The organism is Neorhizobium galegae bv. orientalis str. HAMBI 540 (genome assembly GCF_000731315.1).
GTDB lineage: Bacteria > Pseudomonadota > Alphaproteobacteria > Rhizobiales > Rhizobiaceae > Neorhizobium > Neorhizobium galegae.
The window spans coordinates 1140991-1166515 of the sequence record NZ_HG938354.1; the positions used below are offsets into that span (position 1 = coordinate 1140991).

Sequence of the window (25525 nt, forward strand, 5' to 3'; positions counted from 1 at the left end):
GCGAATCATATAGATCTGAAACCCTCAGCGAGGTGACGAATACGGTCACCGCCCGTCGGCGCGCTAGGTCCGTTTCAGTGATTACGTCGGTCATGCCCGATCTCTCCGGGCTATATTTCAGGTGATTTCAAATGAAGCGGTTATACACCCGCAGCGAGTTTCACGAGCTTGTGTGGTCTGCCCCCGGCAATAAACTCGCGGAAAAACTAGGACTTACACCGAAAGCCCTCAGCCGGCTTTGCCAACACTATCTCATCCCTTTTCCGTCCCCGACGTATTGGTCAGGAGTGGCTGATGGGAAGCCGCCGAAGGCAACGCCTTTACTGCCTATAGACAACGACGAGCTACAGGTAGTCAATCTGGACGGTCCTCAAACCAATAGAAGCGCTTACGCAGCAAAAATCATTGCAACAGCAGCGGCGGCGTCGAATGGAAATGGCCCTCCACTCCCCCGAAAGCCTCCCAGTCCAGCCCCTGCGAAACACGAGGTATCAAAGACCGAGCCAAGTCCGCCTCCCGAGCGCTTTCTAGCGCCAATCGGGAAGATGCATCCAGTAATCAAGGAGTTCGATCGAGATCTTCGAAGCAGCTCCCTGAACCACGCAGGTGAGCTTAATCTAGGCGAAACTGCAATTCACCCTAGCAGTCGGCAAAGGCTAGCCATATTTTTTCACTATCTGGCCAGCGACCTTCACAACGAGGGCATCGATCTCCGCCGAGAAGACCAGCGGTTGGTATTCTTCGATGGCCCGGATAGTACGAGAATCTATTGCAAGGAGCAAAGGACGCGAACAAAACACGAGCCTACAGCGGCCGAGCTTCGCGCGCTTGAGCATGCCAGGCGGTCACGTGAGTGGGGCCGATGGCCATCCATGCCTGATTATGACTACGAACACTCAGGCAAGCTGACGCTGGAAATAGGCGGATGGGGCGGGAATCTTCGCGGGAAATGGTCAGATGGCAAACACCAAACGCTGGAACGGGTGTTTGACAGCATTAAAGCCGGAATCTTGGCACGGATCACATACGAGCGGGAGGAGCGACTTGAGAGAGAGCGGCGCCACCGAGAATGGGAACACTACCAGCATCGGAGGAAACTCCAGAAAGGCAGAGTAGAGCGAGAAGCGAAGCGAGTTTCGTTTCTGAAGCAGTTAGCCGAGTTTCAGCGTGAAGCCTCGGATCTGAGGATGACTATCTCCGAGACGGCATCGGCGCCTAGGACCAATACCGAATATGATCGAATGCTTTTATGGGCGAAGGATCGGCTCGCTCATCTTGAGAGCCTGCAAACGATGGAAGCGGTCACCGAAAAGCTGAAGCAAGAGAAGCTCTTTCCCGACCTAGACGACCTCCATGATCCAGAGGGCGAGCTGCCAAGTTGATAGGCAAGGCTTTAACCCGACTATGCTCGAAAGATTTTAAGCCGCTGAATGGGAATTCTTGTTCCAGGAATCCCCTTATCGCCGCCGACCAAAGTCGAGGTGCTCAAGACGAGCCCTCATAGCAATATTCGCTCGTTTTCGAACAAGATCTGTTAGTATGGCTCCAAAGATTTACAGACGTTCAATGAAGTGGGCATTCGTACGCTTCGGGATTGGCTATGTGTGATGCTTTCTGAGCGCCCGAGTTCTATTTGGCACTTGGCCCGACTGGTGCCGCTGGCTGCCTTGCTCGCGATTGGCGCCGTTGGCAATGTTTCGGCTCAGACAATTGCGGGCTACGCTATCGGTGAAAACCATCTGAAACTAAGTGAACTCGGCCACGCCGCGTGGCAATACGACTACGGCGAGTATACAAGCGCTACGTTCAATGTCGGCCCTGCTATCAGCATATCGAGCGCTGTCGAAAAATCGACGGGTAAGGTCGTCCGCCTGGAAGCCAGTTGGAGCGGCCGAGGCAAGCCGGAGCCGGCATATTTCTCGGACTTCAAATTTGGACTGACTGATCTGGCCACCATCAGGCAACGGCTCGGCAGTTCGGGCGCGCTTCCGGGCAGTGGCTCACCCGTCCTCAGCAGTTCGGACGGTGGCGTCGAAATCTCAAGCTTCTATGAAGTTGCCAACTCCCAGATCATCGCATCTTTCATTACGAAAGTCAGCCGTGACGCACTTGTCGATCTCCAGCGTCGATATGGAACTGAGACCTATGCGCATGTCGCAAAAGTTGCCACCCTTAAGTCAGTCGTGATTTCAGACGCTGCTTATTTCAAGAGCCTTCGCGGGACGACATCTATTTTCGATGTTGGATACCGCTCGATTGCCTGGGAACCAGCAGCCGCGCTGACGATGGATGCAAAGCGGGAAATCTCGCTCGCGCGGATTAAGCCATCGCAATTGCCGGTTCCTCGTGTCTATTCTGGCCCGAACAACCTTCCCGACCTCACCGGTCAAAGCGCATCGTTCAGGACCCACCAGGCCAAGATCGCTGACGGAATGGCGTCCGGGCCATCCTTCGCCGGCGAGTTCGCAGTTATTCAGATCGGTTGCGGATCAAGTTGCTCGAATGTTTTTGTCGGCAATGTACGAACCGGCGAAGTGTTCAAGCTGCCGAAAGGCGGCAAGGACAATCTAAACCTCACTCTTAAATACGAGCTTTCCAGCCGGCTGATGACTGCCCAGTGGTCCGAGGCGGAAACGGGCAAGTGCTTTGTTGTGTTTTTCAGTTTCGATGACGGCGAATGGGTCGAACTCTTAAGGCGCGACATCGGATCGTCAGATCGCTGCCTGGCCTCTCTTGCGCAAAATCTGAGATAGCAAGAAGGCACCGATGACTTCTTTTCGTTGTGCCGTTCGTTGATCAGCGATATCTATGTTTCGGTTGCACGACGTGGCAGCCGGCAGAGTATCTTAAAATGGAAGTAACAGACCCTCGTACCCCGATAACAATCGATGAGCACCTTCTGCCTTGGCTATCCGACGCCGCGCTCCGCTTTCGATACCTCTATCCCCAGATCGCGCTGCACATAGACGGAAACACCGTCAGCTTCCGGGGTGAAGCAGCCGACGATCCTGGCGTTACCAGAGATTTTCTGTTTTGCATCTACCGTCAGAAGATATTCGCCGAAACGCTGCCCTTGCGGAAAATGCTGATTGAAGGCGTCACGGGTTTTGCAGATCGTACCCCTTAAATTCCGCCCGACCGATGACGGGGCTCTGCTGTTCGCGGACGATGCCGGCGGGTATTTCAAGGCCGACCAAGATTTCTTGGAACGGTACGTGGACGACAGCCTCACCCAGTCCGACCACCGCTTCCTAGACGTCAACGGACACGCTTTCGACGGTGTCGGTGACCTCGCCTATTCCGGTTTCGAGTACCGATTTGCGAGCCGGCTCTACTCTCCCGCGGAGCTGGACTATGTGATCCTTGTCCCGACGCTGAGATGCAATCTCTCATGCGGCTATTGCCAGGTCTCCCGCGTCAACGAAACCACCCCTGGATTTGACTGGAACGGCGAGACGCTGCAGGCGGTCCTGCGATTTCTGGGTGGCTTGTCGACGAAGAGGATCAAGATCGAGTTCCAGGGCGGAGAACCACTGCTTCGACTTGATGCCATCAGGCAGGTACAGGCTTTCTGCCGATCGAAGTTCGACCATTGCGAATTCGTGATCTGCACAAACCTGCAGGAGGTCAGCCCCGAAGCATGGGCGGTTCTGGAAGAACCCCATGTGTTCACCAGCACATCACTCGATGCCGACCGGGCTACCCACCAGGCCCAACGGACCAAGAACGCACAGACGACATCATCATTCTTCGATAACCTTGATGCGGCCGTGAACCGGTTAGGCCCGGACAAAATCTCAGCGCTCCCCACGATCAATCCTACCAATCCGCCTCCTGCCACCGCGGTGATCGAAACCTTCGTCGGCTACGGGATCAGGTCGATCTACTTGCGCCCGGTGAACCACCAGGGATTCGCACGCAAGCGGTTCGATGCCCGATCGAGTGCTTCTTCCTGGAACCGATATCATTCCTCGTTTATCGACGCCCTGATCGACTTCAACTGGGACGCAGATGCACCTCTCGAGGAGTATTATTTTACGCACTGTCTGCGGCGTGTCCTGCGCTCGGGCCACAATCATCATGCCGACCTGCGCAACCCGAACATCATCGGTTACAGCTATGTGGTGATCGATCATGATGGCAAGTTTTACCCGACTGACGAAGCCCGTATGGTAAGCCGCGTCGGCCAGTTCGATCTTTCAATGGGTGACGTATTCAGCGGAATAGACCGCGACAAGATCGACATGCTGAATGCCGAAGCGCTGAACAATTTTCATCCTGACTGCGTCCACTGTCCCTACCAGGCATTCTGCGGTGTCGATCTTGTCGACGATCTGTCCCGCTATGGGCGGATTGATCTTCCCAAACACCTGACGGACTTCTGTCAGCGGCACACCTATATCTTCGACAAGATTTTCTCTCTGATCTATTCGGAAGATCCCAAGGTCGGAAAATCCCTCGCCATCTGGTCCGGAGCACCCCGCTTTGACTCCTCGTTCGCGAAGGTCCATCGATGATCGATCTGCGCCTCAAGGTCGATCCTTTACCAATCGTGGAGCCGCTGGTCGTGCGGCTGCTCGATCAACCCGTGGACAATCGAACCGAGCACGACGCCATCATTCTCGATATCGACGGCGATCGGCGAGAATACGAGTATCATGGCTTCTCGTTTACGGTGCATGCACGGCCTCATGAAAGCTTGGACGGTGACGTGCTCCTGGTTCTGCCCGGACAGGCAAGTGCGCATCGCCTCATTCGGGCGAATTCAAATCACAACACCTTCTTGGTCACCGAGCAATGCGACCAGCTATGTGTCATGTGTTCGCAGCCGCCAAAGAAGTACCATTTCGACCTGTTCGACCAACTTGCCGTCGCGGCCTCGCTCGCCCCGCGCGATGCAATGATCGGCATCTCCGGCGGTGAACCATTGCTCCACAAGGAACGGCTGTTTCAGATGCTTTTTGCCGTCAGCGCCAGCCGGCCCGACCTGCGTTTTCACATCCTGACGAATGCGCAACATTTCGAGCCCCAGGACGCGGAACGGCTTGTCGCACTCGGTTCGGATCGCATCCTCTGGGGTGTGCCGCTCTATTCCGCTAACCCTAAGACCCATGACAGGATCGTTGGGAAGGAGGGGGCGTTCGCCAGCCTTGAACCTGGGCTTGCGACACTGATGCGGGCGGGGGCCTCTGTCGAACTTCGAACGGTCGTCTTGCAACAGAATTGGGAGGACCTGATCGGCGTTGCGGAGTTCATCGCTACCCGCCTCGGGTTTATCTCGGTCTGGGCGATTATGCAGCTTGAAAGGATCGGCTATGGCCGGATGAACTGGGCATCGTCCTTCAAGGACACGTCTGCGGATTTTGAACAGGCCGCGCGCGCGATCGATATCGCCGCCGCCCGCGGTCTAAAAGCGTGGCTTTACAATTTCCCGCTCTGCTCGGTTCCTCAGGACTATCGCGGATACGCGCCATCGACGATTTCCGACTGGAAACGAAAATATCTCGATTTTTGTGACGGCTGCGGTGCTCGCGAAACTTGTGGTGGCTTTTTTCAGTGGTATGATCACAAGGAGGGGTTTAATGGGCTGGGGCCAATATGAAATCGCGGATATTTCTGATCCCGTCCTTTTTGGCGGCGGGGTTCCTGCCGACAAAGTCGGATGCAATGCCGATAGCGGACGCAGGGCTTACAAAGAGCCCTATTCCTTCTATTCTGGAGCGCCTTCGTCTTAGTCATATCTTCACGCTCGCCGGACATCGCTCGCACAGCTCCCATCGGTCCCATAGCTCTCACTCCAGCCATCGATCCAGCAGTGGTAGTGGCTACAGCTACGGCGGTTCGAGTTCGCCAACCTATACTGCCCCTTCCCCATCATACACGCCGCCGGCAAGGTCGGTCTATCCGACCGTACCCGCGGCACCTGCTACGCCAAGCGTACCGGCAAATCCGGCCCCTCTTCTGAGCGCGCCGGCAACAATACCCGCTCCTGTTCCGCTGAAGCCACTTCCTGGCAATACGGACAAATTCAAACGCATCACGATGCAGGTTCAAACCGCGCTGACGGCTTACGGCTACTACTCCGGTCTAATCGACGGTCAGATGGGGCAGGCCTGCAAAACTGCGCTGATCGCGATGCAGACCGACTATAAGCTGAAGGTCACCGGAACGATCACTCCCGAAGTCCTTGATACCTTCGGGATTGCAGCAAACTAATCCGACAAATTCTATCCAAAACCGGAGGTCCCTTATATGAATAATTCGTTTGAACGGAAGTCATTTGGCGGCGATATGTTCGTCGACAGTCTCAACCCGCGCTACCCTTGCCGGCTGCTGGATTTTTCCGGCCCTGAATTCTGCTAAAACGGTTGGAGATGGACATGGGCTAGTGATCGATGTCAGCTTCCGCCCGCAAGCCCTGGATCATTGTCGGCGCGATCGCGATAGTCGCTATTTTCGTTAATTTGTTGCCGAAACCCGAGGCAAGCACCACTGAAAAACCTTTCAGCGGGAAACAACCGATCCAAGCGGATAATCCCAATTCGACCATCACAAGACCAGCTTCAGATAACGAAGGGAAAACACAGACAGCCTTGATCGAGAGCCAGGTGGTGAACCGCAAATTTCGAGATATCGATCCGGATCTGAGGGCCGCTTTCGATGCGGCCGCGCAGATTGCGTTGGCCACTCCGCGAGACAGTGGGAATGACTGGAAAAATAACAGCGAGCCGTCACTTCCGACCCTCGAGAACAGAGAGGTTAGAGCCACGCCGCCGGTAGCGACAGCGCCGGCCGTGCCCATCTCGCCGGGCGTACCGGATCCTCCGAGTGCCGAAATCGCGAAAACGATCACGAACCTCAACATGCGCGAGGGACCAGGCACGCAATATGTGCTCGTGGAAAAACTCGCTACAGGTGTGTCAGTCGCCGTTATCGGGACCGAGGCTGGTTGGGCTCATGTCCGAGTCAAGGTTTCTGGCCGGGAGGGGTGGGTGAATCCGAGATATCTGGCGCGTGACTGACAGATCGTCGCCCGCGCGTTGCGCCCGGGGAAACTGCAGGCTTCGCTGACAAGGCAGTGCGTCACCATCTCTGAGAAGGTTGTGCAGCGGTTGATGAAACAAGAGAGCTTGGTCGTCTCCAGGCCCATGGGGCGCCATACGGAGCATCCGGTCTGTGCGGTTTAGGCAATCAAAGTCGGCTTAAACCGCATAGGCTGTCGCTGTACAATAACGTCCGATAATCTTGCCTTACCGGCTATATTTGACTTGCTTTGAACAAGCTCGCACACAGAATGCGCTGACTGCCACTGCCTCGCAGGTGGAGGTCGTCCCGGCCTCCGAATATCGGGCACTTCAGAACCAGGTGAAAGAGCTGCAGCGCCTCCTCGACAAGAAGACGATGAAAGGCGAAATCCTCAAAGAAGCGCTCGAATAGCATCAGGGTCAAAAAAACACCTGTTGCGGGCGCGCTTGCGCTCCGGCAGGCATCGTACGGCGATCCAACCTGAGTCTGGGTCCGACAAGCGCTGGGCCGCTAATCCCATCGGGAATGAAAAGCCAGCTTCGCGCGATCCGTCACAACCGTCGCTCTGCCGGCCCTGCTATTGGCGAAGGAGGCTAACTATAGTCACAATCGCCTTGCTAACGCTAAAGGTCTGCAGTGCAGACGCAGAAGGTACCCACGCTCGCGGGTGCCTTAAATTTTGCACCAGCACCGTTCATCATCATCAACCACGCTCACTCCTTCGACAAGCAGATATGTGCGCTCCCCCGATCTGAAAGATCGGGGGAATAAATCAGCCATTCTCAACCGCCTATTCCATCTCGGTGTCTTCCACCGTGATGCCGGACTGGAATGTCAGGAAGCCGGGAATGTTGGTAAAGCCCTTGACGTTCTTGCGGAGGCCGAAACTCTGGTCGCGCCACATCAGATAAACGAATGGCGACTGCTCCAGAGCACGGTCGACAAACTGGCCGTAGATCTTTCCGCGCTCGGCCGTGTCGAGCGTGACGCGACCCTTGTCCAGGAGATCGTTGATGACCGGATCGTTGAAGTAGGCCGAGTTGTTAAGCCGGACCAGTTGCTGCCCACCGTAGAAGAAGTTGCTGAGCCAATCGGGGTCGGCGATGTCGCCTGCGGTGCCCGCGACAAGAAAATCATAATCGCCGGCGTTGTTCTTGGCGATGCGGCCGGACCAGTCCGGAAGATCAAGCTTCGCCTTGATGCCGATCTTGGCGAGCTCCGCCTGCACGGCGATCGCGGTATTGTTATGGAAGCCGTATTGGGCGGTCGACAACAGCCGTGCCTCGAAGCCGTTCGGATAACCCGCCTTCGCCAGCAGTGCCTTCGCCTTGGCAATGTCGTAGCTGAAATAGTTGGCCTTCTCCTTGGAATAGCCCATGTATCCTTCCGGAATAGCAATTCCGTAAATCGGCGTGCCCCGACCATTGAAGGCCGTGTTGATGACCGTGGCGCGATCGATGGCGTAAGATACGGCCTGCCGCACCTCCGGCTTGGAAAACGGCTCGAATTTGGTGTTGAACTGCAGCATCATGAACGGGCCGGTCGTGCTGGCCAGCTTCAGATTGGAATCGACCTCGATCGAGGCCGCGTCCTTCCACGGGACGTAATCGATGATGTCGACGTCGCTCGATTTCAGCGCATTCACGCGCGTATTTTCGTCGGCATAAAAGACGTAGTGGACGTCATTGAGGTGAGGCTTGCCCTGCTTGTAATATCCGTCGAACTTTTCGACGGTCAATTCGCGACCACGTTCCCAAGTAGAAAACTTGAAAGGCCCGGCGCCAATCGGCGTTGCATTGGGATCCTTGCCATGATCCCTGATCCAGGCGGCGGGCACGATGGCCGATTCCGGAAGCGCCAGGTAGTGGATGAGCGGAACGAATGGCTTGGAAAGCGTCAGCTTGACGGTCTTGGCATCGGGCGTATCGATCGCTTTGATAACACCCAGCTCGTTTCGATAAGTGGCCTTGCTGTCTGCTGCGGTGATGCGCTCGATGGACGCTTTCACATCCTGCGCGGTCACCGGTGACCCGTCGTGGAATTTCGCGTCCCGCAGCCTGAACGTATAGGTCAGTGCGTCCGTGGAGACCTCATAGGACTGCGCAAGTTCCTGCGACAGCTTTCCGTCAGCGCCATAGTTGACGAGGCCACGGTGAATGGCGAGCCGGATCGTGCGGGCCGGCGTTCCCGCGTTGATGGTGCTGTCGAGCGTGGCAGGCTCACCGGAGAGACCGAAATAGAGAGTACCGCCCTCAGCCGCCAGGGCCTGATGCGCGGAAACGCTGGATGCGAGGGCGAAGATAAGCCCGAGAACTGATTTCTTCATGCTGAACCCCTTTTTTGCTTGTGCTTGTTTATTCATCTTTTCCATGTCGGCTATTCCTCCCTGAGACGTGGATCGAGAATGTCGCGCAACCGGTCGCCCACCACGTTGATGGCGAGCACTGTCAGCGCGAGAAGAAGGGATGGCCAGATGACATACATCGGGTTCTGGCCGAGATAGCCGCGGGCGGTCCCGATCATCTGGCCCCAGGACGGCTCCGGCGGCACAATGCCGAGGCCAAGGAAGCTCAGGCCCGATTCGAGGAGAATGGCCGCGGCTACCGTCAACGTCGCCTGGACGACCAGCGGCGACAGGATGTTCGGCAGGATCGCCGTGAAGACGACACGCCGCACCGAGGCCCCCATGGCATGCTCGGCTTCCATGAACTCCTGGCGTGCCACCTGAAGCGTGGCAGAATGAGCGACACGGGCAAAGTGCGGGATATAGAGCACACCGATCACGACGGTCAGGCTGAGAACGCCGCTTTCCCAGAACCCGACCGCGAGCAACGCAAGCAGAATTGGCGGAAAGCTCAACATGATGTCGACGGCGCGCATGATCAGAAAGGACAGCCACGAACGTCCGTAGGCACCGGCAATTCCAAGGAGGCTACCGAACACGGCGGCGATCACCGTGGCGCCAAGCGCTACCATGAGGGTCGGACGGATGCCGATAAGAAGGCGGCTCAGCAGATCGCGGCCGAATTCGTCGGTTCCCAGCCAGTGGCTGGCGGAGCTGCTCTGGTTGACGGCCTGCGGGTTGAGCATGAATGGGTCGTGGGGCGCGAGCCAGCCGCCGAAGATCGCCATCAGAAGGACGATCGCCAATACGGCAAGACTTGCGACGAATGCCGGCTGACTGCGAGCGACGCCAAGGGTGCGGGAGGTCACGTGCGTTTCCTCCTGATGCGCGGGTCGAGCAGGCTATACAGCAGTTCGACCAGCAGATTGATGCAGATGAAAAGCGCAGCGATGGCAAGCATCGCGCCCTGGACCAGCGGATAGTTGCGGGCCGATACCGCGCCCACCAGCAGGGTGCTGAGCCCCGGCCAATTGAACATCGCTTCGACGAGCACCGTACCGCCCATCAGGTTGCCGAGCTGCAGCCCGATGATGGTGACGATCGGGATTGCCGCATTGCGCAGCACGTGCTGCCAGATGATGCGTCGCTCCGACATGCCCTTCGCCCGTAGCGCCCGCACGAAATCCCGTCCAAGGATTTCCAGCATCGACGAGCGCGTCATGCGTGCGATCGAGGCGGCAAGGCCGAATCCGAGTGCCAAGGCCGGGAGGGTGAGCTTGCGGAAATGCTCAAATGCGTTGCGCGAAATGTCCGTATAGCCGCTGGCAGGCAACCAACCGAGTTTCAGGCTGAAGAACAGAACCAGCATCGTGCCCAGGATGTAGACAGGCACTGAAATCCCGATCGTGGCGACGGACGTCAGGATCGTATCGCGCAGACTGCCGCGTTTGAGGGCAGCGGCAATGCCGAGCGGGACGCCGATCAGCGTCGCGATGATGATCGCCGCGAAAGCCAGTTCCAGCGTGCGCGGCAGGTTGGAAAGCACATATCGCGAAACCGGATAGCCGTTGGCGAGCGACGTCCCGAAATCAAGATGCAGCGCCTTCCACAGCCAGACGAAATACTGCGACATGACCGGCTGGTCCAGGCCAAGCTGGCTGCGCATGGAGGCAACGGCTTCAGGCGAGGGATTGCTGTCGGCGCCGAGCAATAGCAGCACCGGATCACCCGGCATGATGTACATGACCGAGAAGATCAGAGTGGCGATTACCAGCAGCTGGATAAAGGCCGTCAGCAGCTTTCGCCCAACGAGCAGCAAAGCTCCGGCAATAGAGGCGTTCATGCAACCCCCTTTCCGACACGGTCCGAACCGATGGTCGGCACCGCATCGAGCAGCATCCGGGTATAGGCTTCCTTCGGATTGGCGAAGATTGCTTTCGCCGACCCGTATTCGACGATGCGGCCCTTCTGCATGACGGCGACCGTGTCACTGATATGTTCGACCACGGAAAGGTCGTGGGAAATGAAGAGGTAGGTCAGGTCGAACTCCACCTGCAGATCCTTGAGCAGGTTGAGCACCTGCGCCTGTACGGAAACGTCGAGGGCCGAGACAGCCTCATCGCAGATCACGAGCGAAGGATTGAGTGCAAGGGCCCGGGCAATGGCAATCCGCTGTCTTTGTCCGCCAGAAAATTCATGAGGATATTTCGCCGCCGCCGCGGCCGGCAGACCGACCGCATCGAGCAGGCCCGCGACGCGGCGGCGACGCACGGACGCGGTGCCTTCCCCGAAGATGACCAACGGCGCTTCGACAAGCTCGGCGACGGTCTGGCGCGGATTGAGGGAGCCATAAGGGTTCTGGAAGACCATGGCGAGCTCACGTCGGAACGGCCGCATCTCGCCTTCCGAAAGTCTGGCGATATCTCGTCCCTTGAACAGGATTTCGCCGGCGTCGGGGCGATAGAGCCGCATGACGGCGCGCGAAAGGGTGCTTTTACCGCAACCGGATTCGCCAACCAGCCCAAGTGTCGAGCGCGGTGCGATGCTCAGGCTGACACGGTCCACAGCACGCATTTCGACCGGCACCGCAAGCGGTGCAGGCTTGATCCAGTAGGACTTGACGAGATCCCTGATCTCGAGCAGCGGCGCAACGTTCGCGTCCGATGCCGCCGCGACATTGCTCGAACGGATGCGCGGTTCGGGTCGGACGCTGAAAACGTTGCCAAGCGCGTCGCGCTCGATCACTGGCAGGCGGTCATGCTGGCCGCCGGGCGTCGGCATCGAGTCTATCAGTGCCTTGGCATAACTGCTCTTGGGATTATTGAAGAGATCGGCGGTGGTCGCCTCCTCTATCCTGTCCCCGGAATACATGACCACGACCCGGTCCGCGACTTCGTAGATAACGCCAAGGTCATGCGTGATCAGCAGGATAGCTGCCCCCACCTCCTCGTTAAGGCCGCGCAACAGGTCAAGAACCTGTTTCTGCACGGTCACGTCGAGCGCCGTGGTCGGTTCGTCGGCAATGATGATGCGGGGTTTGCAGGCGACCGCCATGGCGATCATGATGCGTTGACATTGGCCGCCGGAAAGCTCGTGCGGATAGGCACGCATGGCGCGCTCGGGATCAGGAATCCTGACCTTCTCAAGAAGTTCTATCGCCTTCTGGCGCGCCTGCGCCTTGCCAACCGTTTCGTGAAGCCGGATCGCCTCGATGATCTGGTCGCCGCAGGTGAAGATCGGGTCGAGCGATGCCATCGGATCCTGGAAGATCATCGCAATATGCCTGCCGCGCAGCTTGCGCAGTTCAACCGGTCCGAGTTGAAGCATGTCGATGCCGTCGACCAGAACCTCGCCGCTCGTGACCACCGCATTCGGCGGGAGCAAGCCCATCACCGCAAGCGAGGTGATCGTCTTGCCGCTACCGCTCTCCCCAACCAGACCGAGTATTTCGCCCGGCCCGATGGTGAAGTCGATATTGCGCACCGCGGACTTCAGTCCGTCGCGGGTCTTGAAAGCAATCGAGAGGTTCCTGACTTCCAGCATCGCGCCTCCGATCAAGCCGTGACTTGCGAGTGGATGGGTGCCGGATAGCCGAACGCGCCCTCGATCCGGCAAATCTCGGCGGCAAACTGCGAGCCCTTTTCCATCGCGGCTTGGATGGCCTGCGGCCCCACATGCTCGCCGCGCTTCCAGCCACGGGCAGCCAGCGTTAGCAGCGTCGCGGTGATGAATGCATCGCCTGCACCAAGCGTGTCGACGACATCGGTGGGTACGGGCGCAACGGACACGACGTCCTTTCCGTTATAGGCAACAGCGCCCTCTGGCCCGAGCGTTGCGAGCGCCAGGCCGCAACCATGCCCGACGGCCTCGCGCAGGACTTCCAATGCACGGTCGCGCCCGACATCGCCGGCCGACAGGGCCGCGAAATCGAGGTGCGGCGTCACCGGCGCGATCAGGTCCTCGACCTGCCAGCGATAGGAGAAATCATAGGACAGCAGACGGCTGCCACTCTTCAGCACCGCGAGATGCTGGTTGAGGTGACTGTAGCAACTCGTGTGCACCAGTGCGAAGGCGGAGAGGTAGTCGATGTCGCCTTGGCCTGGCGCGAACGGGTTTTCCCGGGCGACGCCTCCCTTGTTGGAGAACACGAATTCCCGGTTTCCGTCGACGACACGCACATCCGCATGGCCGTTTTCGCCGTCGATAATACGGCTGTGCGTTGCCGGCACGCAAAGCGCTTCAAGCGTGGCCCGAACATGCCGCGCCGCGGCATCCGTGCCGAAAGTACCCAGAAATGCCGCATCGGCTCCAAGCATCTTGGCATAGACAGCAAAGTTCAGGGCGTTTCCGCCAGGATACATCTTGCCGGTGTTGAGATAGCGGTCGACAACGTTATCGCCGAGCCCGAGCACCTTGAACGTGTTGAAAGACGTATCGGGGGTGATCATTTTTCGGCCGCCTTCTTTTCATGCAAGACATGGAGCGCGACGGAGAAACCGCCCGCGCGCGGAGGCGATGCCGTGCCGAACCGCGATGAACGCGCGCGAGGCAGAAACAGCCATGCGGGCGGGCGCCTGATCATCAGTAGTCGACCTTCCACATGTAGCGGCGAACGGACAGCGGATGTTCGCGCAATACCGACAGCGTGTGGGCAAACCAGTACCAGGTGACGCCGATCACGAAGGGCGACAGCAGGGCTGAGACGTTTTCATAGCGGCCGGCGTCGAACGTGATGATCTTGTCGGTGACGCGGCGGGTGAACTTCAGCGCGCGCTGGTCGATCTTGCGGTTTTCGCCATTGTCCATGAGGAAGACATAGGCCATCTCCGGATCGGCAACTTCGAACGGACCATGGCGAAATTCGCCCGAATGGATGTCGGATGCATCAAGCCATAACATTTCGTTGAAGATGCAGATCGAATACTGGTAATTGAGACCCGAGAGGATACCGCTGGAGAGCACGTAGTAGATGTTCTCGTCCTTGTAACGGCGGGCGAGCTCCATGCCACGCTCGCGCTCGGCATCCTTGATGTCGTGCAGCTTGGCCGGCATCGCTTCGAGGTCACGCACCAGTTGCGTACCGACCGGGTTGCCGAGGTGCTTTAGCAGGTAGGCGGCGAAAAGATAAGCGATCATCGTCTTCGGCATGCCCGGCAGCTCCTTGCTGTAGGGCAGAAGGTAGTCGCAGATCTTTGCCAGACCGCTTTCGTGGCCGGAGGTGAGCGCAACGGTAACCGCGCCGGTGGTCTTGGCCCAGCGGGCGGCAACCACGGTGTCTTCGGTCTCGCCGTTATGCGAGGTGAGAAGCACGACAGCCTTCTCGTTGACAGGCTTCGGGCGGCGCGTTTCGAACTCGGTCGAGTTGATACGCTCGATGCGCAGGTCGCAATACTTGTCGAGGATGTACTTGATCGGTTCGATGTAGGAATTCGAGCCGCCGGCGCCGACCAGATAGACGGTGTCGATTTCACGCGAAGAGAAGATGTCCTCCACCAGCTTTTCGGCCAGCGGGTTGCCGTCGCGGAAGGTCATTTCCAGGACGCCCTTCAGATAGTCACCTTCGAGGTAATTCGGGTTCGGGGCAGACTTGATCTCTTCGTCGCTTGGCGTCAGGTTTTCGAGAGCCATGATAGTTTTATTCTCCAATCAGTTCAGGACGCGCGACCGAAGCCGCCGCCGCCCGGCGTTTGCAGGAACAGGCTGTCGCCACGGTTCATGAGGATATTGGTGATCGAGATGTCGTATTCGGTCACAGTGCCGTCGGCAGTGCCGAATTTCAGCCGCGCAACCTCGCCCTGTCCGCCGCCGAAGACCCCGTCGGCTGGAGTACGCAGTCCCTCGCAGGAAGCGTTGGCGCGTATGCCATCCGTCATGGCGACGACCTCGCGGACGATGCCCATGCCGCCCGTGGTGTGCCCCTCGCCGCCCGACCCGTCGGCCAGCGCATAACGACGGACCATCAGCGGATATTCGATCTCGAGTGCCTCGGCCGGCAGGTTCGACGTGTTGGTAATGTGAACCTGAATGCCATTCATGCCGTCATGATCAAGGCTCGCGCCGGCACCGCCACCCACCGTTTCGAGATAGACGAAGCTGCCCTCGCGGGTCTTGTGCGGGCCGAAAAAGATCATCGTCGCGTTCATGTCGGCGGAAGAGGCGAATACCTTTTCCCGGGGCAGAACGTCGGCGAAGGCCTGGAAGATGGCACGGACCACGCGCTGGCAACTGGTCGAGCGGATACCGACGGCGGCGGGAAACTTCGGCCGCACCAGCGTGCCCTCCTCGGCAATGATGGAGACTGGCAACGCCATGCCTTCATTCGGCGGAAGCGACGGGTCCAGAAGCGCCTTGATGGTGTAGTAGCAGGTGGCGTCGAGGGCGGTCTTGGGAATGTTGACCGCGCCTCGCGCCTGACTGTCGGTGCCTGTGAAGTCGAAGGTGATCCCCTCGCCTTCCACTTTGATGGCGACCCGGATACGGCAGGGATCGAAACCAACGCCATCGCCGTCGATGAAGGCTTCGCCTTTGTAGATGCCGTCAGGCATTTCCTTGATGCGCTTGCGCAGCCGGCTTTCCGAATAGGCGATCAGGTCCTCGATCGCCGTCTCGACCGTGGCGATGCCGAATTGGTCGGCAAGGGCCACGAGCTTCCGCTGCCCGATTTCGTTGGTGGCTATCTGCACCTTGAGATCGAGGATGCGCTCCAGCGGATCGCGGCTGTTGGTGCTGATGAGTTTGACGATCTGCTCATCGAGCACGCCCTCGCGCGCGATCTTCAGCACGGGAATACGCAGGCCTTCGGCAAAGATGCTGGTCTGGCTCGGATCGCAGGAGCCGGGCACGCCGCCTCCGACGTCGGAATGGTGACCCAGATTGGCGGCGAAGAAGCAAAGGCGGCCTTGATAAAAGACGGGCGTGAGGATGGAGATATCCGGCGTATGCGAGCCGCCCGCCAGATAGGGATCGTTGCAGATGAACGCATCGCCCGGCTTGATGTCCTCGGGCTTGTAGTTCTCGAGTACGGCGGCTACGCCGCCCTGCAGCGACCCCAGATGCACCGGAATGTGCGATGCCTGGACGACCAGGCGCCCTCTACCATCGAACAGGCCAACGGAGCAGTCCTTGCGTTCCTTGATGTTGGTGGAGAAGGACGACCGAACGAGGCTGAGCCCCATCTCGTCTGTGATCGACATGAACCGGTTGGAGTAGACCTCCATTTCGATGGCGTCGAACTCGCGCGGGGGGTTGACGTGCTGCTGCATCACGCGCGGTCCTTCACAAAGCTGAGGATGATGTTGCCATAGGCGTCGACGACGCCGGTCTGGTCGGGAAGCACATAGGCGGTCGAGGTGAGTTCCTCGATAATGGCTGGGCCGGCGAATTTTTCCCCCTGCGGCATCAGCGCACGCTTGTAGACTGGCACAGTTTTCCAGCCGCCTTCGGGGCCGACATACACATCGCGCTCGCCAACCCTGGCATCCGCCATGGTGCCGGAAGCGCTTTCGACCGTCTGCAGCGGCCGGCCGGCGTGGCCGATCGCCTGGACACGCAGGTTGACGATCTCGACCGGATGATTGTCCAGTGCATAACCGTAGACAACGCGGTGGGCTTCGGCGAAACGAGCCGCGAAATCCTCCGCGCTCGACAGGATGCCTTCGACACGAATTTCGTGGTTCTGGCCCGCATAGCGCGCTTCGGCGACGTGCTGCAACGCGCGCTTGTCGTCGGGGATGGTCTCCGCCTCGAGCCATTCCCTGGCCCGCCTTTCAAGACCTGCGACGGCTGTCGTGATCTCGGTCCAGCCTTCGCCCCGTGCCCGCTTGATCTGAGTGGAGACGAAATCGCGGGTGACGTCGGAAAGGAGAACGCCGCGGGCGCACATGGTGCCGGGCGATTCCGGGATGATGACCGTGTCGAGACCGGTTTCGGCAGCAACCAGCGAGGCATGCAGGGGGCCTGCGCCGCCGAAGGCCATCAGCGCGAACTGCTTGAGATCGTGGCCCTTGTCCATCGACACCGCGCGAATGGCGCGCGCCATGTTGGCGACGGCGATCCGAATGATGCCCCAGGCGGTATCTTCGACGCTGCGGCCGATCTTTCCGGCCACCGCGCTGATCGCACTCAGCGCCGCCTCGCGATCGACCGGCATGGCGCCATCAAGCAGCGCAATCGGGTTCAGGCGCTGCAGGACGATATTGGCATCCGTGATCGTTGCATCCGTTCCGCCCTTGCCGTAAGCGGCCGGGCCCGGAACCGCCGCCGCGCTCTGCGGGCCGACCTTCAGGCCGCCGGCATCGTCAAGCCATGCGATGGAGCCGCCGCCTGCCCCGATGACGCTGACATCCACCATCGCGCAACGGATGGAATAGCCGGCCACGTCGCGGTCGGCCGAATAGGCGGGCTTGCCGCCAGCGATGAGAGCGACGTCAGTCGAGGTGCCGCCCACGTCATAGGTAATGATGTCGGGAAAGGATGCCGCCTTGCCGACGAGTGCTGCACCAACGACACCGGCCGCGGGACCCGACAGACAGGTCCGCACCGGATAGTTGCGCGCCGTCTCGGTGGACATCAAGCCGCCATTGGAATGGATGGTATAAGGCTTGGCATCGATGCCGGCCTGGCGCGACCGTTTCATGAAGCGGTCGAGATAACCGTCCATGCGTGGCATCAGATAGGCGTTCATCACCGTGGTGGAGATGCGCTCGTATTCGCGGAACTCCGGCAATACGTCGCTCGACAGGCTGACGAAGACATCCGGCAGATGCTTGCGGACAATCTCGGCTGCGCGCCGTTCGTGAGCGGCATTGCGATACGAATGCAGAAACCCGATGGCGATGGCTTCGACGCCCTCTGCCCTGAAACGTTTTGCGGCGTCTTCCACGCCGGCTTCATCGAGAGGAACGATGACTTCGCCGTCTGGACCGAGGCGCTCGGCGACCTCAAGGCGCAACGGCCGCACGACCAGCGGATCGGGCTTGCGGACGCTCATGTCGAACAGGTCGGGGCGGGTCTGGCGACCGATTTCCAGAACGTCCCGGAATCCTTCGGTGGTGAGGAGGCCAGTCTTGCCGCCGCGACGCTCGATGACCATGTTCGTGGCAACCGTCGTGCCATGACCGAAATGGACGACGTCGGAGGCTCTCAGGCCGCGTCCTTCGAAGCTGGCGATGCCGATCTCGATTGCCTCGGAAGGATCATGCGGTGTCGAGGACACCTTGAAGTGGCGCATGCCGCCCGTTTCGTCGTCGAGTACGGTGAAATCCGTGAAGGTCCCGCCGACATCGATGCCAACCCTGATGTTGCCCATGATGATCTTCGTGCTTGGGCGTCGGCTTCCGCTTCCGCCTGTCCTGTAATGACCAGCAATCTAGAAAGGCATGGCGCATCTTGTAAAATTCAATTATTCGAGCTTTCCATTCAATTTTGGAATACCCTGGAGATATCATGCGCCGGATCAAGTTGCGCCATCTCGACACCCTGGCCGCCTTCATGAAAACAGGCTCCGTCACGGAGGCCGCGCTTGTGCTGCACACGACGCAGCCCAACGCGAGCAAGTCGTTGAAGCAGCTTGAGGATTTTGCGGGCGTCAAACTGTTTGAGCGCAGCGCCGGCCGACTGCGTCCGACGCCCGAAGCGGAGCTGCTTTTTGCGCATGCGACGCTGCTGATGGACGAGCTGATGCTATTCGAGAACCTGTCTCTCGACCTCACCACCATGTCGCAGGGCTATGTGAATATCGGCATACTTTCGGCGTTCAGCACCGCGCTGATCCCGATGGCTGTCGAGCGTTTCAACAATCTATACCCCGGAATCCAGGTCCAGGTGGACCTTCTCGACTCCGACAAGATCCACACCTATGTCAGTCGCGGAAATTACGATTTCGGCTTGGTGCATCATCCCGAGCATGAGGCCGACCTGATGACGCAGACACTCAAGACCTCTTCCATGGTCTGCATCATGCCGACCGATCACGAGCTTGCGAAACATCGCATCATCCTCGCCAGCGACATCGCCGACCAGCCGTTCGTGACCTATCCGCGCTCGGTCCCGTTTGGCGCCGCGATCTTCCGATCCCTTTCCGACGAAGGCGTACGGCCTTCGAACAGCCTGATCTCGAACCAGAGCCAGCTTATCCGACGCCTCGTCGAGCGGGGGCGCGGAGTGGCCCTCGTCGATCATTTCTCGGTTTGGGATGCCAATGAGTTCGACCACATCGCCGTGCGCCAGTTCGAGCCCCGCATCCCGGTTTCCGTTGGAATGATCATCCCCAAACGCCGTCCCCTATCGCTTGCCGCACAGACGTTCGTTGGGACGTTGAAGGAGGTGCTGGAGCAAGGTCCAGGATAGGGAGTTGTGGTTCTTGGGGACGCTTTGAGGCATATGCAAAAATCCCCATGCCGCGAAAAACCCCACCGCAGTTCCAAAGGTTTCCGATGGCGCTTGTGATCTCCGTTGGAGGCTGAGCTAACACAAGGAGAGACGGCACCGGCCGTGATCGTGGGCGGAAAGCCGATGCAGGGCCAGATGGGCCGCCGCAGGCAAGGGCCTGCCAACACAGCAAAAGAAGCATTGATAGCTACCAGCGCTGACGGGCGCCTCGGTCAGGGTCGTTACCGCAACCGGCTCAGATCCACCGGACGATTGTTGATGATGGCTTCCATGGAGAAGAAACCGGTGACCGTCGCAAGGTCGAAATTGGTGATCAGCTTCTGGTAAAATGTGTCGTAGCCGGACATGCCTCTGGTCACGACCTTGATCAGATAGTCCCAGTCTCCGCCAATCCGGTAGAAATCGATAACTTCGGGAAGACGCTCGACATGGTTGCGAAAACCGTCGATCCATTCCTTGGAATGATGGCGGGTGCGGATCATCACGAAGACGGTGAGATCCAGCCCCAGCGCGCTGAGGTCGATATCGCTGTGCGAACCGCGGATCATGCCGATCGTCTGGAGCCGCTGAAGCCGCCGCCAGCAAGCGTTTTGCGACAGGCCGACCTTCTCCGCCAGATCACGCTGCGAAAGGCCGGCATCTTTTTGCAAAACAGTGAGGATTTTCAGATCAAACACATCGATCTTTGCTGTAGATTCGATCATATGACACAACCTGGGGGAAAATTCGCATAAAATAGGTGAGTTTTTCGAGCCTGAAGCAGAATACAATCGCTGTCAACTTCGAGACTGAAGAGGATGACAGCGAGATGACCGTGCAAGCCATTCGTCCTGAAACCAATCAGGCCCTCACGCCTCTTGCTCGTTTTCGCAAGTCCCTGAACCATCCCGGGCTGATCGCCGATCTTCGCAACGATCTCGTCGGCGCGACGGCGCAGATCGATGGTCCGTATGGCGTGAAGAACCTGGTCTATGCGGATTACGTCGCCTCTGGCCGGGCGTTGCGCACGATCGAACACTTCGTGATGGACGAAGTCCTGCCCTATTACGCCAACAGCCATACGGAAGCCTCCTATTGCGGCGGCTTCATGACCCGGATGCGGCGGGAAGCGCGGTCGCTGATCGCCGAGTTCTGCGGCGCGACCGAGGAGCACGCCGTCATCTTCGCCGGCTCGGGCGCGACGTCCGGCCTCAATCGGCTCGTCAAACTGTTCGGCGTCACGGAAGCGGTCACGGCGGGCAAGACCGTCCGGGTCATTATCGGACCCTATGAACACCACTCGAACATCCTCCCCTGGCGCGAAAGCGGCGCGGAAATCGTCGAGCTCTCCGAGTGTCCGTCCGGCGGGCCCGATCTGTCCCTTCTCGACAAGGCGCTACATGACGGATCGCCAGACCTGACAGTCTGCACATTGTCTGCCGGATCGAACATCACCGGGATTACCAGCGATATCGCTGTGATTACCAAAATGGTCAAAGCCGCAGGCGCGAGGATGATCTGGGATTATGCGGGCGCCGGTCCCTATGTGCCGATTTCCATGTCGCCTGGTGCGGATGCACAGATCGACGCCATCGTCATTTCGCCGCACAAGTTCATCGGCGGTCCTGGTGCTTCGGGCATCCTTATCGTCCGTCGTGAGGGCCTGGCGACGAACAAACCCTCTTGGCCGGGCGGCGGCACGGTGAAGTTCGTCTCTCCAAAGACCCACGATTACAGCAGCAGCCTGGAAGCGCGCGAGGAAGCGGGCACGCCAAACGTCGTCGGCGACATTCGAGCCGCTCTCGCCTTCATCATCAAACACGCAATCGGCCTTGAGGAGATGGATAGCCGCAACCGAGAGCTGACGCGGCAGGCATTTGCCGCCTGGAGGCAGGTGCCGCAACTGGAATTGCTCGGATTGCCCGGCGCGGATCGGCTGCCGATCTTCTCCTTTCGCATTCGCAACGGCAAAGGCGGTTATGTCCATCAGCAGCTTGTCACGCGCATGCTGAGCGACCGCTTCGGCATCCAGGCGCGCGGCGGATGTGCCTGCGCCGGGCCTTACGTTCACCGGCTGCTGTCAATCGACGCCGAGCAATCCGAAGCGATGCGGCGGGCCATTCTCGCCGGCGACGAAATCAGGAAGCCGGGTTTCACGCGGTTGAACTTCAGTGTCCTGCTTTCGGAAGAAAAAGTGCGGTTCATCATCGAGTCCGTGGCGCAGCTTGCGGCAGACGCGCCGATGTTCGAGGCCGACTACGATTTCGACCCGGCACGAGCGATCTTCTTTCCGCGCATGGAGACCGAAGAGGGCCTGGCCTATGCACAAGCCTGATGTTGCCGCTTTCTACGATGCGCGGACGGGCAGCATTCAATATGTCGTATCAGACCCGGCGACGCGCAAATGCGCTATCGTCGACCCGGTCCTCGATTTCGACGAGAAATCCGGCTCGACGGCAACTGTGAATGCCGATGCGATCCTCGACCACGTCGCCTCTCGCGGGCTGACGGTGGAATGGATCCTCGACACGCATCCGCACGCGGATCATTTCTCGGCAGCACGTTACCTCAAGGCGAGGACCGGCGCGCCGACCGCGATGGGCGAGCATGTGGTGGCGGTGCAGAAAATCTGGCGACAGATCTACAACTGGCCGGATCTCGCCTGCGACGGCTCCCAATGGGACCGGCTGTTGCGGGACGGAGAGACTTTCGCGATCGGCGAGCTGGAAGCACGGGTGATCCATTCGCCCGGACACACGCTCGCCTCGATTACCTATGTCGTCGGCGATGCGGCCTTCATTCATGACACGCTGTTCATGCCCGACACCGGCTCCGCCCGCGCCGATTTCCCCGGCGGCAGCGCCGCTAACCTCTGGATGTCGATCCAGGCAATCCTGTCGCTGCCCGACGAAACTCGCCTCTTTACCGGCCATGACTACCGGCAGGGTGGCCGCGAAGCCTTATGGCAAAGTTCGGTCGCGCAGCAGAAAGCCGAAAACCCGCATGTCGCCGGCAGGTCGCAGGCGGATTTTGTCGATCTGAGGGAGGCCCGCGACAGAACCTTGCCGATGCCGAAGCTGATCCTGCACGCGCTGCAGGTCAACATTCGCGGCGGCGAACTGCCGCCGGCCGAAGACAACGGGTGCCGTTATCTGAAGATTCCGCTCGACGCGTTTCCCCGTTCGGTCTGGAATTGACGGCTGTATGGACGGATCAATCGAGCAAGTCCTGCTTGCGATCGGCTCAGGATCGCTGATCGGTTTCACCCTCGGCCTGATCGGCGGAGGCGGCTCGATCCTGGCGACGCCGCTGCTGATCTATTTTGTTGGCGTCAAGGACGTGCATACCGCGATCGGCACCGGCGCGCTCGCCGTCTCCGTCAATGCCTATCTCAATCTCGCGGGCCATGCGGTTCGCGGCCATGTCTGGTGGCGATGCGCCTTGATCTTCACCATCGCCGGGTCGCTCGGCGCCTATTTCGGCTCCAGTCTCGGCAAGGTCGTCGAGGGCCAGGACCTTCTCTTCATGTTCGGACTGCTGATGATGTTCGTCAGCTTCGTCATGAGCAAGACACGCAGTCAGATCGGCATCACGCCGCAATCCCTGACGGTCCGCACCCATGGAAAGACCAGCCTGGTCGCCTTGCTGACCGGCCTCTGTTCCGGTTTCTTCGGCATCGGCGGCGGCTTCCTTATCGTGCCCGGACTGCTGTTTTCTACCGGCATGCCGCTGATCAACGCGGTCGGTTCGTCTCTCCTCGCCGTCGGCACGTTCGGCCTCACGACGGCGGCCAACTACGCCTTGTCCGGACTGGTGGATTGGCAAGTCGCGGGATATTTCATTGCCGGCGGCGTCGGCGGCGGGACGCTCGGCACCATAACCGCCACGCGGCTCTCCACGCATCGCAATACGCTGGCGCAGATCTTCCGATGGATCATCTTTTCCGTCAGCCTCTACGTCCTGTGGCGAAGCTACGCCGCACTGCCTTGGACAAGATGATCGCAAAACCTCAGGTAGCGGGGAATTGTGGGAACGAGACGTAGCGAGCATATGACAAAAAGGGCCCCGATCGATCGGAGCCCTTCACCGCGAACGGCTTATTCGAGTTCCCGATTGGGAACCGCTTACATCATACCGCCCATGCCGCCCATGTCAGGCATGCCGCCGCCGGCAGCATCCTTCTTCGGCAGGTCGGCGATCATGGCTTCCGTCGTCACCAGCAGACCGGCAACCGAAGCCGCGTTCTGCAGAGCCGTGCGAACGACCTTGACCGGATCGACGATGCCCATGGCGATCATGTCGCCATATTCAGACGTCTGGGCGTTATAGCCGTAGTTGTCGGTGTTGCTTTCCAGGATCTTGCCAACCACGATCGAACCTTCGTCACCGGCATTTTCAGCAATCTGACGAACCAGCGACTGCAAGGCCTTGCGGATGATGTTGATCCCGGCATTCTGATCCTCATTCTCGCCCTTGATGTTCAGAAGGATGGAGGCGCGAAGAAGGGCTGTCCCCCCGCCAGGCACGATACCTTCTTCGACCGCTGCACGCGTCGCGTTGAGGGCGTCGTCGATACGGTCCTTCTTTTCCTTGACTTCGACTTCCGTCGAGCCGCCGACGCGGATCACGGCAACGCCGCCGGCCAGCTTGGCCAGACGTTCCTGCAGCTTTTCGCGGTCGTAGTCCGAAGTGGTTTCCTCGATCTGAGCCTTGATCTGGCCAACGCGGCCTTCGATGTCGGCCTTGGAGCCGGCGCCGTCGACGACGGTCGTATTCTCCTTGGTGATCGAGACCTTCTTGGCGCGGCCGAGCATCTCGAGCGTGACGTTTTCGAGCTTGATGCCGAGGTCTTCGGAGATGACAGTGCCGCCGGTCAGGATCGCCAGATCCTCCAGCATGGCCTTGCGGCGGTCGCCGAAGCCTGGAGCCTTGACGGCGGCGATCTTGAGGCCACCGCGCAGCTTGTTGACGACGAGCGTTGCAAGAGCTTCGCCTTCGACGTCCTCGGAAATGATCAGCAGCGGCTTGCCGCTCTGGACGACTGCTTCCAGGATAGGCAGCATGGCCTGCAGGTTGGAGAGCTTCTTTTCGTGCAGCAGCACATAGGCATCTTCCAGCTCAGCCACCATCTTTTCGGCGTTGGTGACGAAATAGGGCGACAGGTAGCCGCGGTCGAACTGCATGCCTTCGACGACTTCGAGCTCGGTTTCGGCTGTCTTGGCTTCTTCGACGGTGATCACACCCTCATTGCCGACCTTTTGCATCGCGTCGGCGATATACTGGCCTATTTCCTTCTCGCCATTGGCCGAGATGGTGCCGACCTGGGCAATCTCTTCCGAGGTGTTGATCTTCTTGGCCTTGGCAAGCAGGTCCTTGACGACGGCGGTGACAGCAAGATCGATGCCGCGCTTCAGATCCATCGGGTTCATGCCGGCTGCAACGGCCTTGCCGCCTTCGCGAACGATCGCCTGGGCAAGAACAGTTGCAGTCGTGGTGCCGTCGCCGGCGACGTCGTTGGTCTTCGAAGCGACTTCGCGGACCATCTGGGCGCCCATGTTTTCGAACTTGTCGTCAAGTTCGATTTCCTTGGCGACGGCAACGCCGTCCTTGGTGATGCGCGGTGCGCCGTAGGATTTGTCGATCACGACGTTGCGGCCCTTCGGACCGAGCGTGACCTTGACTGCGTCGGCAAGAATGTCGACGCCGCGCAGCAGCTTTTCGCGTGCATCACGGCCGAATTTGATCTGTTTGGCAGACATGGCAATAACTCCCGGGCCATTGGCCCCA

Annotated in this window: 21 protein-coding genes and 1 pseudogene; 12 read left to right on the forward strand and 10 right to left on the reverse strand. The window is 59.3% G+C overall.

What is annotated here, in order from left to right:
- Positions 1-872 precede the first annotated feature (872 nt).
- The 8 genes and pseudogenes from RG540_RS28020 to RG540_RS32620 form a co-directional block, all read left to right on the forward strand.
- Complete coding sequence (locus RG540_RS28020) at positions 873-1382, forward strand: hypothetical protein (RefSeq protein WP_051909867.1); 510 nt, start codon at positions 873-875, stop codon at positions 1380-1382.
- A gap of 225 nt (positions 1383-1607) precedes the next feature.
- Positions 1608-2753 carry a hypothetical protein gene (locus RG540_RS28025; protein ID WP_041365375.1) on the forward strand — a complete coding sequence of 382 codons (1146 nt, stop codon included), beginning with the start codon at positions 1608-1610 and terminating at the stop codon, positions 2751-2753.
- 98 nt (positions 2754-2851) lie between these two features.
- On the forward strand, positions 2852-3127 hold the full coding sequence (locus RG540_RS28030) for a hypothetical protein (protein ID WP_244446716.1): 276 nt from the start codon (positions 2852-2854) through the stop codon (positions 3125-3127).
- Complete coding sequence (gene hxsB, locus RG540_RS28035; RefSeq protein WP_041365377.1) at positions 3108-4517, forward strand: His-Xaa-Ser system radical SAM maturase HxsB; 1410 nt, start codon at positions 3108-3110, stop codon at positions 4515-4517. The genes RG540_RS28030 and hxsB overlap by 20 nt, the downstream gene beginning before the upstream one ends.
- Positions 4514-5602: a His-Xaa-Ser system radical SAM maturase HxsC gene (gene hxsC, locus RG540_RS28040; RefSeq protein ID WP_041365379.1), complete on the forward strand. Its 1089-nt coding sequence runs from the start codon at positions 4514-4516 to the stop codon at positions 5600-5602. The genes hxsB and hxsC overlap by 4 nt, the downstream gene beginning before the upstream one ends.
- The gene (hxsA, locus tag RG540_RS28045; RefSeq protein ID WP_041365381.1) at positions 5599-6216 is read left to right on the forward strand and encodes a His-Xaa-Ser repeat protein HxsA; all 618 of its coding nucleotides are present in this window, start codon (positions 5599-5601) and stop codon (positions 6214-6216) included. Before hxsC ends, hxsA begins: the two co-directional genes overlap by 4 nt.
- A 179-nt stretch (positions 6217-6395) precedes the next feature.
- Entirely contained in the window at positions 6396-7022 is a 627-nt protein-coding gene (locus tag RG540_RS28050) for an SH3 domain-containing protein (protein WP_051909869.1), read from the forward strand.
- A 268-nt stretch (positions 7023-7290) separates the two neighbouring features.
- Positions 7291-7434 (forward strand): annotated as a pseudogene (locus RG540_RS32620) (IS3 family transposase); the annotation flags it as partial.
- Positions 7435-7816: 382 nt separating this feature from the next.
- On the opposite strand, the gene RG540_RS28060 reads toward RG540_RS32620, so the two are convergent.
- From RG540_RS28060 to RG540_RS28095, 8 genes are all read right to left on the reverse strand, one after another.
- Complete coding sequence (locus RG540_RS28060; protein ID WP_046601204.1) at positions 7817-9352, reverse strand: ABC transporter substrate-binding protein; 1536 nt, start codon at positions 9350-9352, stop codon at positions 7817-7819.
- 50 nt (positions 9353-9402) lie between these two features.
- Positions 9403-10239, reverse strand: a complete 837-nt coding sequence (locus RG540_RS28065) for an ABC transporter permease (protein WP_041365385.1) — start codon at positions 10237-10239, stop codon at positions 9403-9405.
- Positions 10236-11213, reverse strand: coding sequence for an ABC transporter permease (locus RG540_RS28070; RefSeq protein ID WP_041365387.1), 978 nt, complete (start codon positions 11211-11213; stop codon positions 10236-10238). Before RG540_RS28070 ends, RG540_RS28065 begins: the two co-directional genes overlap by 4 nt.
- On the reverse strand, positions 11210-12913 hold the full coding sequence (locus tag RG540_RS28075; protein ID WP_041365389.1) for an ABC transporter ATP-binding protein: 1704 nt from the start codon (positions 12911-12913) through the stop codon (positions 11210-11212). Before RG540_RS28075 ends, RG540_RS28070 begins: the two co-directional genes overlap by 4 nt.
- Before the next feature lie 11 nt (positions 12914-12924).
- A complete protein-coding gene (locus RG540_RS28080; RefSeq protein WP_041365390.1) occupies positions 12925-13818 on the reverse strand; it encodes a fructoselysine 6-kinase in 894 nt (297 codons plus the stop codon).
- A gap of 133 nt (positions 13819-13951) precedes the next feature.
- Positions 13952-14998, reverse strand: a complete 1047-nt coding sequence (locus tag RG540_RS28085) for an SIS domain-containing protein (protein ID WP_041365392.1) — start codon at positions 14996-14998, stop codon at positions 13952-13954.
- A 23-nt stretch (positions 14999-15021) separates the two neighbouring features.
- Positions 15022-16632 (reverse strand): hydantoinase B/oxoprolinase family protein, encoded by a 1611-nt coding sequence (locus tag RG540_RS28090; protein ID WP_041365394.1) that lies wholly within the window; start codon positions 16630-16632, stop codon positions 15022-15024.
- Entirely contained in the window at positions 16632-18677 is a 2046-nt protein-coding gene (locus RG540_RS28095) for a hydantoinase/oxoprolinase family protein (protein WP_041365396.1), read from the reverse strand. Before RG540_RS28095 ends, RG540_RS28090 begins: the two co-directional genes overlap by 1 nt.
- A 137-nt stretch (positions 18678-18814) precedes the next feature.
- On the opposite strand from RG540_RS28095, the gene RG540_RS28100 reads away from it, so the two are divergent.
- Positions 18815-19717: a LysR family transcriptional regulator gene (locus RG540_RS28100; protein ID WP_041365398.1), complete on the forward strand. Its 903-nt coding sequence runs from the start codon at positions 18815-18817 to the stop codon at positions 19715-19717.
- Between the two features lie 263 nt (positions 19718-19980).
- Here the strand turns inward: RG540_RS28100 and RG540_RS28105 are convergent, their stop codons facing one another.
- On the reverse strand, positions 19981-20463 hold the full coding sequence (locus RG540_RS28105) for an Lrp/AsnC family transcriptional regulator (protein ID WP_041365400.1): 483 nt from the start codon (positions 20461-20463) through the stop codon (positions 19981-19983).
- 104 nt (positions 20464-20567) lie between these two features.
- Between RG540_RS28105 and RG540_RS28110 the strand changes: the two genes are divergently transcribed.
- From RG540_RS28110 to RG540_RS28120, 3 genes are read left to right on the forward strand one after another with little or no spacing between them, the layout of a single operon-like run.
- The gene (locus tag RG540_RS28110) at positions 20568-22073 is read left to right on the forward strand and encodes an aminotransferase class V-fold PLP-dependent enzyme (protein WP_407668936.1); all 1506 of its coding nucleotides are present in this window, start codon (positions 20568-20570) and stop codon (positions 22071-22073) included.
- Complete coding sequence (locus tag RG540_RS28115) at positions 22060-22935, forward strand: MBL fold metallo-hydrolase (protein WP_041365404.1); 876 nt, start codon at positions 22060-22062, stop codon at positions 22933-22935. Before RG540_RS28110 ends, RG540_RS28115 begins: the two co-directional genes overlap by 14 nt.
- A 7-nt stretch (positions 22936-22942) precedes the next feature.
- Positions 22943-23737 (forward strand): sulfite exporter TauE/SafE family protein, encoded by a 795-nt coding sequence (locus tag RG540_RS28120; protein ID WP_041365406.1) that lies wholly within the window; start codon positions 22943-22945, stop codon positions 23735-23737.
- A 125-nt stretch (positions 23738-23862) separates the two neighbouring features.
- Here the strand turns inward: RG540_RS28120 and groL are convergent, their stop codons facing one another.
- Positions 23863-25497, reverse strand: coding sequence for a chaperonin GroEL (groL, locus tag RG540_RS28125; protein WP_041365408.1), 1635 nt, complete (start codon positions 25495-25497; stop codon positions 23863-23865).
- Between the last annotated feature and the right edge of the window lie 28 nt (positions 25498-25525).